The organism is Photobacterium frigidiphilum, assembly GCF_003025615.1.
GTDB classification, from domain to species: domain Bacteria; phylum Pseudomonadota; class Gammaproteobacteria; order Enterobacterales; family Vibrionaceae; genus Photobacterium; species Photobacterium frigidiphilum.
Genome location: NZ_PYMJ01000004.1, coordinates 1 through 14,828, shown reverse-complemented (window position 1 = coordinate 14,828; position 14,828 = coordinate 1). Strand labels below are relative to the sequence as shown.

Genomic DNA, 14,828 nt, shown 5'->3' with positions numbered 1-14,828 from the left:
GTATAAATAGCGACCAAAATATGCAACTAAACCCATAAACATCAATGGCTGAACATTCTGCTCTGAATCAATGTTTACTGACGACTTTCTTTAAGCCACCAAATTATTCATCCATGCTTTTGATCTCACTCTAATTGTAGAACCAAACCATTTAATAACTTCTTCAAGTGCAAGTAATGCATAAATCCATTCAAGTGGTAACTTCAACACGAGCGCGCAAAATGCTGTTACAGGAATGCCTATAGCCCACTGTGCGATCAGGTCTTGATACAAGCAAAAACGAATATCACCGCCGGCACGAAGCACACCCACAATCATTGTCATCGGTATACTTTTCAATATGATAGAAACAGCTAAAATCACAAAGAAATGTTCTGCCAGCTCTCTTGTATCACTCGAAATAGCAGAAAAAAGATCCAAAATTGAATCTTGGATCAATAGCATACCAATGGCGAGAATGATGCTACAAAGAAGATTAAATATCGAAACGGCCCATGCTTGTTGATAGGCTTCTTCCATGTTGTTTGCACCAAGCTGATTACCAATCAGAACGGCTGATGCATTGGAAATACCAATTAACATCGCAAGTGATAAAGACTCTATGGGTGTCATTATCGATAAAGCCGCTAAGCCTTCAACACCTGCTTGACCAATTATCGCGTGGTAAACAAAAATACCTGAAGACCATGCTAAATGATTAAATGTAGTGGGTAACGATAAGCTTAAAAAGCGTTTAACCCGCTGCCACTCACAGACTGCAATCAAGGTTTTAGTCGTAAATGCGAGAAGGTGTTTACGTGAGTATAAATAGGCATACAATAAGCTAACTTCAACAAGGCCACTGATTAATGTTGCCCATGCTGCACCAACAATCCCCATTTCAGAAAAACCAAATTTCCCGAAGATCAGCACCCAGTTAAGAAAAATATTTAAACCAATGCCAATTGCGCTAAAGAAAGTACTCACACCAGGTTGGTGCATCGCACGTAACCCTACCGCCATACTGATAACCCACGCCATAGCAAACATACTAAACGACGTAATCGCGAGATATTTTGCTCCTAGCGTAATAACGTCTGGCGATTGAGTGGCTAACCCGATCACTTTTTCAGGCATCCAGAAGAATACACAGCCTAAAATCACAGCCGTTATTGTGCTCATTACCCAGGTTAACGCTGTGCCTTGCTTTACCCCTTCTCTGTTTCCTGCCCCCCAGTATTGCGCGGTGAGTAAGGCACCACCAGTGCTAACACCAAACAACATAATCACCGCGACAAATAGCGCTTTGCCTGCAATACCCATTGCTGCGACTTCTAATTCACCCAGTTGCCCTAGCATCAAAATATCAACAAGACTTCTGCTCGAAAACAGCATTGACTGCAAAGCAATAGGCAATGCGATAAGTAACAAGCGGCGTAAAAAGTCACCACGTAAATGCGATAATGCCAGTGAAAGCATGCGGGCCTCGGCAAGAAGTAAATCACCGTCTTAATGATTCGATGGTCAATAAGAAGTGTGAAGTTAAAGAAATATGAAAGACAGAGTAGATATTATCCGCTACAGTTTGAATAGCTATGATTTTTAACAACTAAATGTACTTAATTAAGTGCATAACTGCGCGTATTACAAAAAATAATTTAATCTCATTTCCTTACACCAACCGTTGCAAGCAAGGAGCATGCATTACATGATTAAAACAATTCTGGTTGTCGGGGCATCAGGTTATGTTGGCAGTCACCTCGTACCAGAACTCGTGAATAGCGGTTATAAGGTAAAGGCAACAGGGCGCAGCTTAAAATTACTGAAAAAGCGAGGCTGGGATGGGATTCCCAATATTGAGCTCCATGAACTTGATTTAAGTAAAGATACTGACCTCAAACCGCTTCTTGAGGGTGTTGATGCCGTATTCTTTCTTGTTCATGGTATGAACCATGGCCATGATTTTATCGATATTGAATTGGGGGCAGCTCGGCACTTTAGCCAAGGGTTAAAGTTCAGTAACGTAAAGCGTGTTATCTACCTTGGTGCGCTTCAATCTGACTCGAGTGATTCTAAACATTTACTTGCACGTAAAGTGACGGGTGAAATCTTACGTGAAAGCGCTATTCCGGTTACTGAATTACGTGCGGGTATCATTATTGGCCCTGGCTCTGCGGCATTTGAAGTGATGCGAGATTTCGTTTACCACTTGCCGATAATGCTAACGCCTAAATGGGTAAAATCGCGTAATTCTCCTATCGCTTTACACAATTTACTCCACTACTTATTAGAGCTCCTTAAATTTGAACCCACTCGACATCAAATTATGGATGTTGCAGGGCCAGAACCATTAACCTATGAAGATCAAATGCGTTCGTTGGGCAAGTTAATGGGGAAAAATATCCGCGTTGTTCCGCTTAGTTTTCTCACGCCCACAATGGCAGCCTACTGGTTAAAGATTATCACCTCTGTACCCACCAATATCGCAAAAGCATTAATTGGTGGATTACGTTTTGATTTATCTGCCGATGGTACTGCGATTCAATCTTTAATCCCTCAACATCTATTGCCTTATGATGAAGCGGTTAAAGAGGCACTTCGACAAGAAACTGAAGTGGTTCGCAGTGAAATTTGGGGGTTTGACCCCGACGCCCTTGCCCGATGGCAAACGGGTTACGGCTATTACCCCAAGCAAGCGGGATATACATTAAAGACCGACGCAAGTGCAGAAGACCTTTGGCGTCAAGTTCAATTAGTGGGTGGTAAAGAAGGGTATTTTTTCGCTAACAGTTTATGGCGAATTAGGGAGTGGATGGATTTTGCCATTGGCGGTGATGCATTAAAGCGTTATCGGCGCGATCCGAACACCTTAAAGCAAGGCGATAAGATTGACTCGTGGAAAGTCATTAAGCTCGTACCTAATAAATTCCTGTCATTATTATTTGGTATGAAAGCCCCAGGGCTAGGACGACTTGAATTTACCATTGAAGATAAAGGCGATCATCGAGAAATCGATATTCGCGCTTGGTGGCACCCTGAGGGGTTTTCTGGCTTGTTGTATTGGTTCGCCATGATGCCTGCACATTTGTTTATCTTCAGAGGCATGACTTATGCCCTTGTGAAGCGCTGTAAAGCAAAAGCTCAAACTGGTAATCATGAAACTATTTAACTAATATACCCAAGTTACCTCAAGATGCTCGTTTCAGCGAGAATTTGTTGGGCTCTAGGCAAGGCACTTATTTATAGACCTAGTCGTTCTAAGTTGAAAATAAGTAACACCGCATAGAGCCCAACAAAACTCGCCCTTCGGGAGTGATTCAGCGTATCTACTTCTGTGTCAAATGTGTTTAAAAGGGAATGCCATTCCTACACACATTTTCCTTGAATTAAATACGCTGAGATCACTCTGAATCCTGCATCTTGAGGTAGCTTGGGTATAAATAACAGGTATAAAAAAAGAGGCGAATCTATCGCCTCTTTTTCTTCACGCTTTATCAATGCCTTAGAAGGAATCGATATGTGACCGATTATGCAGCTTGTAATGCTTTCTCAGCAATACGTGCATTCTGCATCTTGGTCATTTTAATCGCAGCTATAGGACCCGTTATCAAGGTCGCAGCGATGATGAAGGACACTGGCACTGCTGTAATCACAATGAAGGACTGCAACGCATTTAAGCCGCCATCACCAGCAAGTAACAATACTGCTGCAACCGCACCCATAATAACAGCCCAGAATATACGCTGCTTACGGTCCGGTTCATTATCGCCAGACACAACCATTGCGATAGAATACGCCATGGAATCGCCAGTCGTCACAACAAACGTTGTGGTCAATACCAAGAATGCTGGCAACAAAATGCCACTTAATGGTAATTGCTGAAGCGAAGCCAACAGTACAGCAGGTAAACCAGCATCGTTTAGTGGACCAGAAATGATTCCGGGAGTTTGTAACTCAAGGAAGATACCTGTACCACCCAATACGGTAAACCAGAAGTTAGTTACAATCGGTGCGCCAACAGCAACAGCCAATACTAACTCACGAATACTACGGCCTTCTGAGATACGCGCAATAAAGATTGCCATCATAGGAGCGAAACCAATGAACCAGCCCCAGAAGAACCATGTCCACCATACATTCCACCCAGGTGTGCTGTTAGTCAAACTCATCGTTGGCATGTGCTGTAAGTAACCAGCGAACGCGTTACCAAATTGTTCGAAAATAAACTGTGTTGGACCTAGAATAAGAATAGCTAGTAGCAAAGCAAACGCACCGATTACGTTCAAACGGCTTAGCCACTGTAAACCTTTGTCCATACCTGATGCTGCAGATATAGCGCAGACAGAAACAACTGCACCTAAAATCATTAGCTGAGTACTACTGTCATTTTTAATGCCAGTAAGCACTTCTAGGCTATAGCCCATTTGTGATGCTAAGAAGCCAATTGGACCAATCGTACCTGCAGCTACTGCAATAATTGAACATGCATCGATAACAGCACCAAACCAATGGTTTTCAAGGCGGTCACCAACTAACGGGAACAACAATGCACGTGGACGCAGTTTAATACCATGGTTATGGTGTGCATACATCAATACGATCGTTGCTAAGGTACCCAATACAGACCACGCTAAAAAGCCCCAGTGTAAAAAGCTTTGGCTTAATGCGGGAACAACAGCTTCAGCTGTAGAACCAACGATACCAGGGTAGCTTGGTGACGGTGTAATGAAGTGATAAATAGGTTCGGCCGCAGACCAGAAAACACCACCACCCGCTAATAGCGTACACATGATCATCGCTAACCAGCGAAATGTGCCAATAGTAGGTTTGGTTTCAACACCCATACGGGTTTTTCCGTAGCGGCTTACTGCGATGCATAGTGCAATGGCAAAGTTAGCAACCATTAGCCACTGCCACCAGAAGCCAAATTGTCCGGCTGCTGCTGAGAATAATTCTTGGATTAAGAGTGTAAAACGAGGAAGATCAATAAGGGCAGCTAATAAGAAAAGGCTGATAAAGCCAATCGTTAGTGCTGGAACGAGTTTACCGTCAATACGACGCTTTGTTGTACTTGATGTTGCTGTAATATCTTTGCCAATTTGGCATGCATTGCTTTGCATAAAATACTCACGGTGTGTGTGAGGGGCGTCACATTAACAGCATGATCAGGATTGTTCCAGTGAAAAATACGTTTATTTTTAGTCACTAAGCGATTTTAATCCGTGAATAGTATTCCACGACAATTCAAACCATCTTCAATATCAGGTAGTTAGAGTACTCATTACCATCACTTTAACAAGTTAACTCACTTCACACTTATCACCCTGCCTTGACGCCTAAACTGCCTGTTTTTTCACCCGCCCAGCGCTTAAAATACAACCAGGGATTGGTAATAAAAAAGCAAAAAAAATGGACCCTATTGGGTCCATTTTGATTTGTACTCTAATGAATTCACACTTACAAATTGCGTGTTGGCAGTTCTGGTAGGTGCTCACCATTATTAGCTGGGTATATTACAAATTCTCCGTGATACTTCACCTTCGACTTGTAATCTGTCACTTTAAAAAGTAGCAAGCCAGATGCAAATGCAAGATCAATGAACGGTTGAATGTTTCCTCGCACATACAAAGATAATGGTTTTACCAATTCACCCTGCTCATCAAAGGCGTTCTGAAGCTGATTACTACATACAACTAATGATGCCTGTCCGTCTGTAAAGTGTGTCACCTTACGGTTTACTTCAAACTCTTTAGTGATAAGCCAGTCATCGTGCTCTAGCGCAGCATAAAACCCCTGAAGTGTTGTGTGTGTTACACGCTTTTCTTCACCTTCAGCATTTACTACACCCGAAAATGTTTCTGCTAAGCACTCAAAATTCAATTTCAGTTGGGCGTTTTTCCCCATACTGCGGCTTTGTTGTTGCCACATCATCAAGGTTTTTACAACGCTACGATCAAAGCTTTGCTGCTTAAGCGCTTTTGTCACCCACGCACTCAAATAATGCGCTTCACTTACTGGGTTTCGCGGTGTTTTACCTGATGCTTGTGATGATTCCAGCGCATTCAAGCCAATTGTGACCACTTTATAGATTTCTTGAGAGAAAATTGCCATGTTATTCCTTTGTACAAGTGCTTAATCATGGCTGTGATTAAGCACATATCATTTTTATATCTTAGGCTTTAGATTCAACTGCATTGCTAAGGGTTATGCATTTTTTGCTAGTAACCAGTAAAACGCAGCAGATAATACAGCACACAGTGCCATTGTCGCTGCCATCGGCCATACAGTCGAGTTATGTAATAAGGCGACAATACCACTTACCACGGTACCCGTACCAAAACGTAATGTACCGGCTAATGAAGATGCTGTACCTGCCATATGCGGGTATTTAGATAATAAGCATGCCATGGTATTACTACCAATGATCGAGATAGTACCCACGAAAAGCATGACAGGAACTACGACGCCCCACAAGCCAAGATTAAACACCTGCCCAACGATAAGCCCGATACCGGCAATAAGCTGGATACTCAAACCGAAACGTAACATCCAGTGTGAGCCTACCTTTCTCACCATTCGGCCGTTTATGCTTGTCATCAAAATTAAGCAAAGCACATTAAGGCCAAATAAATAACCAAAGTTTTGGGTGCTAACATGGTAAATATCGATATAAACAAACGAGCCAACAGTAAGAAATGTAAACATACCAGCGAAAGAGAAACCACTACAAAATACCAAACCAACAGCCGTTGGTGTGGTCATTAGCTTGGCATAATTTCTGAACGTTGAACCAATATGGAAAGGTAAGCGCTTTTCAACCGCCAGTGTTTCTGGAATTTTCCATACCACAGCAATAATAACCAATACGGCACATATCGCGAGCAACCAGAATATAGAACGCCACCCAAACCAAATTGACATATAACCGCCAATCATTGGTGCTGCAAGTGGCGCTATCGTCATTACCAACGTAACAAAAGACATAGTACGAGCAAACTCATCGCGCTCAAACATATCACGTACTAAGGCCTGAATAATCACGGCAGCAGAGGCACCCGCAAAACCTTGTGCCGCACGGAACCACATAAGTTCATGAATATTTGTGCTTAATGCACTCATCACCCCAGCAATAGTAAAGAATATAATACCAATGATAAGAATTGGACGACGACCATAACTGTCTGCTAATGGTCCGTGTAGTAATTGTCCGATAGCAAAACCAGCAGTGTAAGCGGTTAATGTAGCTTGAACTAAGCTTGGAGATACCATCAAATCTTTAGCGATCGCAGGCATCGCAGGTAAATACATATCGATAGCAAGCGGGGTTAACGCCGCAATCGCACCCAAAATAATAATAAGTTGCAGGCTCAGTCGTTGACTGTCTTGTTGGGTCATAATTTCACTATTTGTATATGCCATCGAGAAAACAGCAGAATGGAAGATAAAAAAGTTATTGTACGATGAATTGATGTTTTCTATTCTTTCCTATTAGGAACAGATAAGTTTCTATTTTATGCAGATTTACTCAATATTCATGAATATTCGTAACGAAAAACACTAAACATCACGATACTCAATTAACGTTATACCCAAGCGAGCTCAAGATACAGGATTCAGAGTGATCTTGAGATAACTTAGGTACACGTTATAAAAAAGCATAACAAGATAAGAAGCCTACGTTATGCCTTCGATTTTAGCTCAATACATTACTTTTTCAGAAAAGAAGCAATCTCTTCGTCTGTTAAGCGACGGTATTCACCTGGTTCTAAGTTTTCATCTAGAACAACAGCACCTACTTGCTCACGATGAAGACCAACAACTCGGTTACCTACAGCGGCAAACATACGCTTAACTTGGTGATATTTACCTTCAGTGATCGTCAGTATTGCTTCACGCTCACCTAAAATTTCTAATTTAGCTGGACGAGTAATGTCTTTCTCACCGCGTAGCTGAACGCCCTCTAAAAACGTTTGAATCGTTTCTTCAGGAACAGGATCTGCCAACTCAACGTGGTATACCTTTTCACAAACATGACGAGGAGAAGTCACACGGTGTGACCATTGACCATCATCGGTTAATAACGTTAACCCTGTTGTATCACCATCTAAACGCCCTGCAACATGCATTTTTTCAGGGCTTACTTCATCGAACAAAACGAACACTGTTGGGTTATGGTCATCAACATGCGAACACACAAAACCTTCTGGCTTGTTCAGCATGAAGTATTGCGGCCCTTGTAAGGTTAATTTTTTGCCATTAAATTCAACATCGCAATCGTCGGTGATCTTCAGTGAAATGCTCTTAACAACGTCACCGTTCACTTCAATCATTTTGTTATTTAATAGTCTACCGGCTTCTTTACGAGTAATACCTAAAGTGGTAGCTAAGAATTTATCAAGCCTCATTACTGGCTCCGCATGTATCAAAAGGGACGGCATTATAAAAAGCTCGCGTCTAACTTGCATTAAAAACTTACGAATTTTAACGAACTAAGTGAAATTCAATTCTTTGAGACAAAGTTTTCACCTTTTTTTACGATCTATAACTAAGCTCAAAAAGCTGAACATTTTTGTCATATATAGGTCTTATAACAATAGACTCATGACACAGTTGTTACGTATAACCTGTATGCTACTAACGTTACTCAAGAACCAAAAAAGAGTAATACTGGTTACTAATCAAAATAATGATACGCCTTATAACAAAGGTCTAATATGAATATATCTCTTGTTGCGCCGAGCTCGTCGTCTGTAGACGTGCTAATGAAACTCATTGAAGAACTTTTTGCATATGAAGCTCTACCTCAAAAAATAGAGCAGACTAATCATGCAGTTAACCAACTACTTAGCAACCCGGAACTTGGGCAAGCATGGTTGATTGAAGTTGAACATGAAGGTGAGAAAATCATCGCAGGTCATATCATCGTCAGCTACAGTTTTAGCCTTGAGCACGGTGGACGTGTTGGGCTTATCGACCAATTTTACCTAAAATCTGATTGGCGCCAACAAGGTATAGGTACTGAGTTAATTCCACAAATTGAACATCAAATAGCGCAATCAGGAATCCATGCGCTGTCCTTAGAAGTAAATATCGGTAACGCTGGTGCTCGTAGCTTCTATGAAAGACATGATTTTGTTCCTCGTCGGCAGTTTTGTATGATGACAAAAGTCATTACTCCAAGCGAAGTACCATTGAACATCGCGTCATAGTCTTACGACACTACAACATTGATTACCCGTACATAAAGACAAAGGCGCATCATAGGATGTGCCTTTGTCATTTACTGCTGTAGCAAGACCATTAAATCACCTTACAAGCAAACTCCCGTTAATTACGATGCACAACAGAGTGCATGCAATGCCTCGGTACCAACCGGCTCAACATGCTGTAATGGTACCACCGCCAATCGTTGACTGTGCTGAGCTTGTACAGCTTCAATGTACGGTAGTTGCTGTGCCGCCCTTTCTTGCATCAATGGCGCTGTCAGTGGCGCCTGTACCAAAGCATGATTCACGACCCACGCCCACGGTGAAATTCCTGCACGTTGTAAATCGGCTTGCAAACTCACCGCTTCTTGTACCGGTGTCGGCTCTGCCAATGTGGTAATCACGACTTTAGTTAATGCCGGATCTTGCAGTTGCATCATCGGCGTCGTGAATTGCATGCCTTTGTCACCCATTTGGCGTGACACTTCTTTATGGTAAGCACCTGTCGCATCAAGCAACAATAAAGTATGCCCAGTTGGCGCGGTATCCATCACCACAAAGCGCTTATTCGCATCACGAATCACACGAGAAAACGCTTGGAACACGGCAATTTCTTCTGTGCACGGTGAACGTAAATCTTCTTCCAGTAATGCTTTGCCTGCCTCATCCAGGTTTTTACCTTTGGTCGCCATCACGCGATCACGGTAACGCTGGGTTTCAACCTCAGGATCAATACGGCTCACCTCTAAATTCGCTAACGAACCGTTTAATGTTTCACTCAAATGCGCAGCTGGATCGGAGGTGGTCAAATGCACATCGTGACCCCGTAAGGCCAGTTCTGTTGCCAATGCCGCAGCAATGGTGGTTTTCCCTACCCCACCTTTGCCCATCAGCATCACTAAACCATGACCGGTTTCAGCTAGTTCATCCACCAAAGTATTTAGATGCGGGTAGGCATCCTGTTGGATCGTCGTAACGTCAGACGCTGACGACTCACTGACACTCTCTACCGAGGTTGAGACTAAAGCACGCAAGCTATCTAAGCCCACAATATTGCTCGATAACAAAGGTAATCTATCTTGTGGTAGTAGCTGCAAGCCTTCAGGCATCGCTACCAGCGCATGTTGTTCACGCTGATACACCGCCAACGCCAGCGCATCATTGTCGATAGCCGCTTCAGGATATAAGCCATTGATCGCGAGGTACTGCTCTTTTAAACCAATATCCCCCAACTCAACATGCGTTCGCGCGACTTCTTGTAACGTCGATGCTTGTGCACGTGCCACCAAAATCAAACGCGTTTGCGCCTTATCTGACAATGCATCCACTGCTTGCGCATATTTTTCACGCTGCTTATCAAGCCCAGCCAGTGGGCCTAAACAAGATGCATCCCCCTGCCCATGCTCTAAAAACTCATTCCAAGCACCCGGTAATTGCAGTAAGCGAATAGTGTGACCAGTTGGGGCGGTATCAAACACAATATACTGATACGTTGTTTGCAAGGTTTTGTCAGTCAGCAGGGCCGTAAATTCATCAAATGCGGCAATCTCAGTCGTGCATGCCCCAGATAACTGCTCTTCGATACTGTTGACGACCGCTTCTGGTAACTTACCACGCACTGGACCTACAATTTTCTCACGATATGCCTGTGCAGCTGCCTGTGGATCAATTTCAATAGCGGACAAATTTTCGACATGTTGAATCGGGGTGATCTGATTACCGATTTGGGTATCGAACACTTGACTGACATTCGAAGCCGGATCAGTGCTCACTAACAACACTTTATTGCCTTGCTCTGCTAACGCCAATGCCGAAGCACACGCCAGTGATGTTTTGCCGACACCGCCTTTACCCGTAAAAAACAGAAACGGTGGAGGGGTATGTAAAAATCCAATCATGACACAGCCCTTTTGATTAACACTTACATGAAGATGAACAGCATGATGTTGAAGTAGATACATCCACTGACGTTTCAGAAGCAGTAACGTTAAGCCCTGCCCAACGCGTTAATTCCTCACGTGTGGCATAGCGTCCTGTCAATACAACTTGGTCGTTCACTAATGTCAGTGGCAAACCTTCTGCACCAGCTGTTTCTAGAAATCCTGCCACGGCAGCATGCTCTACAAATGCCATTGGTTGTTGCGCCAAATTAAAACGCTCGATGTCCACATTTTTCGCTTTTAGCCAATCTACATCGGCAGAAAAAGCCACGAGTAATGCATCAACATCCGTCCCGCAGACACCACTTGAACAACACATCGATGGATCAAATACTTGAATACTTTTCATCTTATTACTCCTAGCTATTCGCGTTATTGGTTTGCACTTGACCTTTGGTCACGTAATTTTTCTTCATCTTCAACGTAAAGTTCACAAGCGCAATCAGTATTGGTACTTCCACCAGTGGACCAATAACCCCTGCAAATGCTTCTGGTGAGTTCAAACCAAACACTGCGATGGATACAGCAATCGCCAATTCAAAGTTATTACCTGTCGCGGTATATGCTATGGATGCATTCTTATCAAATGGCACCCCCATCTTTTTCGCAGTAAAAAAGCTGATCAAAAACATCAATACAAAGTAGATAACCAATGGAACAGCCACCAGCACCACTTGCATTGGTAATTCAACAATCATCTCACCTTTCAAGCTAAACATCAGAACGATGGTGGCTAATAGCGCAATTAACGTAATGGGTGAAATAGCAGGAATATACTTCTCGGTGTACCACTGCTCCCCTTTCTTCGCGACCAATACCTTGCGGCTAAGAAAACCAGCAATGAACGGAATACCAAGGTAAATAAAGACACTTTTTGCAATTTCACCAATCGAAATATCAACCAATTGACCTTTAACGCCAAAGTAAGGTGGCAGTACTGTTATAAATAGCCACGCCATGAAACTGTATGTCACGATTTGGAACACGCTATTCAGTGCCACTAATGCCGCAGCGTATTCTTTATTGCCACCACCTATGTCATTCCATACAAGTACCATTGCGATACAACGCGCTAAACCGATTAAAATGACGCCCGTCATTAAACTTGGGTGATCACCTAAAAAGATGACTGCCAACGCAAACATCAAAATCGGACCGACTAACCAGTTCATCACAAGTGACAACGTAATGGCTTTTTTATCTTCCAATACCTTGCCCATTAAGCTGTAATTCACTTTTGCCAATGGTGGGTACATCATCAGAATAAGACCAATCGCTAGCGGTACATTCGTTGTACCAACCGACAACGATGTATTCCAACTCGCAATAGCATCAGGAAAAGAAACACCCAAAACAACACCCACAGCCATCGCTATGAATATCCACAATGTTAAAAATCTATCGAGAAAACCTAATTTAGGTTGCATATGAGCCTCACTCAGAACTTGAATGTCAATCGTCAATCGTCAATCGTCGAAATACGATTGTTAATGTTAAATAAATATAAGGCAATCGCCTTTTAACGATTAATATACGCCTTTCTCATACTGGATCAATCGTTAATTGACGATTAACGATAGTTGCGACTCAAAGACTATCAGTATCATCTTCATTCACTTCCATAGTTCCTCAATATCTTACGCCACCTTAGCACTGCTTTCTTATCGCCATCCGCCTTATTTATCGTTACACTGATAACCTGTTTTATGTGCATTATCGAGTTTATGTATACCCTTCGTCCTTATCAACAAGACAGCGTGAAAGCGACTGTTCATTACTTTCGTAAACACACCAGCCCAGCCGTTTTAGCATTACCTACCGGAGCAGGTAAAAGCCTTGTCGTGGCTGAATTAGCACGTATTGCTCGTGGTCGAGTATTAGTGTTAACGCACGTGAAAGAACTTGTTGAACAAAATCATGCGAAATATGAGAGCTATGGCCTAAAAGCCTCTATCTTCTCTGCAGGATTAGGGCGAAAAGAAACAGATCAACAAGTTGTATTTGCCTCGGTGCAATCCATGGCCAATAGTTTAGAGTTGTTTGCTAATGAATTTTCATTACTGGTAATTGATGAATGCCATCGTGTGCCTGATGATGAAAATAGCGCGTATCGCCGTGTAATCACTCATGTTCAAAGTATTAACCCTGGCATTAAAATTTTAGGATTAACGGCAACGCCTTATCGATTGGGTACTGGGTGGATTTATAAATACCACACCCGTGGGCAAGTAAAAACTGAACAAGAACGCTTCTTTCGTGATTGCATTTTCGAGCTACCTATTCGCTACTTGTTGGATGAAAACTTCTTAACAGAGCCCAAAGTGATGGATATGGCGGTTATCGGGTATGACTTTTCTAGCTTAACGCCATCTGCATCGGGTAATTATCGAGAATCAGATCTAGACAGTATTATCGAAAAATCATCTCGTGCTACACCTATGATTATTGAGCAAGTGATTGATTATGCAAAAGATCGTAAAGGTGTCATGATCTTTGCTTCTACCGTTAATCATGCTCAAGAAATTCTTGGTTATCTTGCTCATGAAAATGCAGCATTGGTTGTTGGCGATACGCCATTAGATGAACGCGATCGCATCATTAATGCGTTCAAACGCCAAGAAATTAAATACCTTGTGAATGTATCTGTACTCACAACAGGGTTTGATGCCCCACATGTCGACTTAATAGCGATATTACGCCCAACAGAATCCATCAGCTTGTATCAGCAAATAGTCGGACGCGGCTTGCGCTTATCTGAAGGTAAAGAAGATTGCTTAATATTGGAATATGCAGGTAACTGCTACGACTTGTATCAACCTGAAGTCGGCGATCCTAAGCCCAACAGCGACAGTGAAGTGATTATGGTTCCCTGCCCTGCTTGCGGTTTTAATAACAGCTTTTGGGGTAAGCTCGATCCAGCTGGATTTTTGGTTGAACATTATGGTCGTCGTTGCCAAGGTTATTTTGAAGACGATGACACAGGCGAACGTGAAGAGTGTGGGTATCGTTTCCGTGCTAAATATTGTGAAGAATGTGGCGCAGATAACGATATAGCGGCTCGTCGTTGCCATCAATGTAATGCGGTAATGGTTGATCCAGACAAAAAGCTGCGTGATGCATTAAAGCTAAAAGATGCCATGATCATGAAGTGTACAGATTTTCGTTTAGAGCCAGGCAAAAACAAATTTGATAAACCCCAGCTTAAAGTAATTTATGTGAGTGATGAAGGGGCTGAAATTAGCGAAGTATGGCCACTTTCAAACAAAACGCAGAAAGAGAATTTTTTGAAGAAATTCATTAATCCTCACCTTGTTGATCGCCATCGTCCGTTTACCGATACAGCGCCAACAAAAGTGGCAAATAACGAACACCGCTTACGCCCACCAGAAATTGTTATCGCTAGAAAGAGCGGTCGCTTTTGGGCTATCCGAGACAAGCTGTTTGATTTAGACCAATACCAAAAAGTCGAAGTACCAACCGCGTCATAGCTTATTTTATAGGGTAAAAAGCTGAACATTGGGCACTGTAGGTACCCAATGTTCGCAGTACTAAATTAACGTTGAATTAACTCACTTGTTATCTCATATATCGGCTTCTGATAGATTCTCTATAATTATAAATAGGTGCTTCCTGTTCATAACTTTCCTCATCGTTATGATCTAAACGACTTTTATCATAGGTATATGGCAGGTATACACTTGGC

11 protein-coding genes are annotated in these 14,828 nt (G+C 42.5%); 3 read left to right on the top strand and 8 right to left on the bottom strand.

Going from position 1 to position 14,828, the window contains the following annotated elements; translation table 11 throughout:
* Positions 1-90: 90 nt before the first annotated feature.
* Complete coding sequence (locus tag C9J12_RS04960) at positions 91-1,458, bottom strand: MATE family efflux transporter (RefSeq protein WP_107241713.1); 1,368 nt, start codon at positions 1,456-1,458, stop codon at positions 91-93.
* Between the two features lie 229 nt (positions 1,459-1,687).
* Between C9J12_RS04960 and C9J12_RS04955 the strand changes: the two genes are divergently transcribed.
* On the top strand, positions 1,688-3,148 hold the full coding sequence (locus C9J12_RS04955) for a DUF2867 domain-containing protein (protein ID WP_107241712.1): 1,461 nt from the start codon (positions 1,688-1,690) through the stop codon (positions 3,146-3,148).
* A gap of 358 nt (positions 3,149-3,506) precedes the next feature.
* On the opposite strand, the gene C9J12_RS04950 is transcribed toward C9J12_RS04955, so the two are convergent.
* The 4 genes from C9J12_RS04950 to rsuA form a co-directional block, all read right to left on the bottom strand.
* Entirely contained in the window at positions 3,507-5,099 is a 1,593-nt protein-coding gene (locus C9J12_RS04950) for a BCCT family transporter (RefSeq protein WP_107241711.1), read from the bottom strand.
* A 337-nt stretch (positions 5,100-5,436) separates the two neighbouring features.
* Complete coding sequence (locus C9J12_RS04945; RefSeq protein ID WP_107241710.1) at positions 5,437-6,090, bottom strand: DUF2913 family protein; 654 nt, start codon at positions 6,088-6,090, stop codon at positions 5,437-5,439.
* Positions 6,091-6,183: 93 nt separating this feature from the next.
* Positions 6,184-7,374 carry a Bcr/CflA family multidrug efflux MFS transporter gene (locus C9J12_RS04940; protein ID WP_107241709.1) on the bottom strand — a complete coding sequence of 397 codons (1,191 nt, stop codon included), beginning with the start codon at positions 7,372-7,374 and terminating at the stop codon, positions 6,184-6,186.
* A gap of 311 nt (positions 7,375-7,685) precedes the next feature.
* Entirely contained in the window at positions 7,686-8,384 is a 699-nt protein-coding gene (gene rsuA / locus C9J12_RS04935; RefSeq protein ID WP_107241708.1) for a 16S rRNA pseudouridine(516) synthase RsuA, read from the bottom strand.
* 309 nt (positions 8,385-8,693) lie between these two features.
* On the opposite strand from rsuA, the gene C9J12_RS04930 reads away from it, so the two are divergent.
* Complete coding sequence (locus tag C9J12_RS04930) at positions 8,694-9,188, top strand: GNAT family N-acetyltransferase (protein ID WP_107241707.1); 495 nt, start codon at positions 8,694-8,696, stop codon at positions 9,186-9,188.
* A 122-nt stretch (positions 9,189-9,310) separates the two neighbouring features.
* Here the strand turns inward: C9J12_RS04930 and arsA are convergent, their stop codons facing one another.
* From arsA to arsB, 3 genes are read right to left on the bottom strand one after another with little or no spacing between them, the layout of a single operon-like run.
* A complete protein-coding gene (gene arsA, locus C9J12_RS04925; RefSeq protein WP_107241706.1) occupies positions 9,311-11,083 on the bottom strand; it encodes an arsenical pump-driving ATPase in 1,773 nt (590 codons plus the stop codon).
* Positions 11,084-11,099: 16 nt separating this feature from the next.
* A complete protein-coding gene (gene arsD, locus C9J12_RS04920; RefSeq protein WP_107241705.1) occupies positions 11,100-11,474 on the bottom strand; it encodes an arsenite efflux transporter metallochaperone ArsD in 375 nt (124 codons plus the stop codon).
* A 10-nt stretch (positions 11,475-11,484) separates the two neighbouring features.
* Entirely contained in the window at positions 11,485-12,552 is a 1,068-nt protein-coding gene (gene arsB, locus C9J12_RS04915) for an ACR3 family arsenite efflux transporter (RefSeq protein ID WP_107241704.1), read from the bottom strand.
* A gap of 297 nt (positions 12,553-12,849) precedes the next feature.
* On the opposite strand from arsB, the gene C9J12_RS04910 reads away from it, so the two are divergent.
* Complete coding sequence (locus tag C9J12_RS04910; protein ID WP_107241919.1) at positions 12,850-14,613, top strand: DEAD/DEAH box helicase; 1,764 nt, start codon at positions 12,850-12,852, stop codon at positions 14,611-14,613.
* The last annotated feature ends 215 nt before the right edge of the window (positions 14,614-14,828 follow it).

What these genes read in the sequence shown, in the direction of transcription:
- C9J12_RS04960 (WP_107241713.1), bottom strand. Translation starts at nt 1,458, where the DNA reads ATGCTTTCACTGGCATTATCGCATTTACGTGGTGACTTTTTACGCCGC.
- C9J12_RS04955 (WP_107241712.1), top strand. Translation starts at nt 1,688, where the DNA reads ATGATTAAAACAATTCTGGTTGTCGGGGCATCAGGTTATGTTGGCAGT.
- C9J12_RS04950 (WP_107241711.1), bottom strand. Translation starts at nt 5,099, where the DNA reads ATGCAAAGCAATGCATGCCAAATTGGCAAAGATATTACAGCAACATCA.
- C9J12_RS04945 (WP_107241710.1), bottom strand. Translation starts at nt 6,090, where the DNA reads ATGGCAATTTTCTCTCAAGAAATCTATAAAGTGGTCACAATTGGCTTG.
- C9J12_RS04940 (WP_107241709.1), bottom strand. Translation starts at nt 7,374, where the DNA reads ATGACCCAACAAGACAGTCAACGACTGAGCCTGCAACTTATTATTATT.
- rsuA (WP_107241708.1), bottom strand. Translation starts at nt 8,384, where the DNA reads ATGAGGCTTGATAAATTCTTAGCTACCACTTTAGGTATTACTCGTAAA.
- C9J12_RS04930 (WP_107241707.1), top strand. Translation starts at nt 8,694, where the DNA reads ATGAATATATCTCTTGTTGCGCCGAGCTCGTCGTCTGTAGACGTGCTA.
- arsA (WP_107241706.1), bottom strand. Translation starts at nt 11,083, where the DNA reads ATGATTGGATTTTTACATACCCCTCCACCGTTTCTGTTTTTTACGGGT.
- arsD (WP_107241705.1), bottom strand. Translation starts at nt 11,474, where the DNA reads ATGAAAAGTATTCAAGTATTTGATCCATCGATGTGTTGTTCAAGTGGT.
- arsB (WP_107241704.1), bottom strand. Translation starts at nt 12,552, where the DNA reads ATGCAACCTAAATTAGGTTTTCTCGATAGATTTTTAACATTGTGGATA.
- C9J12_RS04910 (WP_107241919.1), top strand. Translation starts at nt 12,850, where the DNA reads ATGTATACCCTTCGTCCTTATCAACAAGACAGCGTGAAAGCGACTGTT.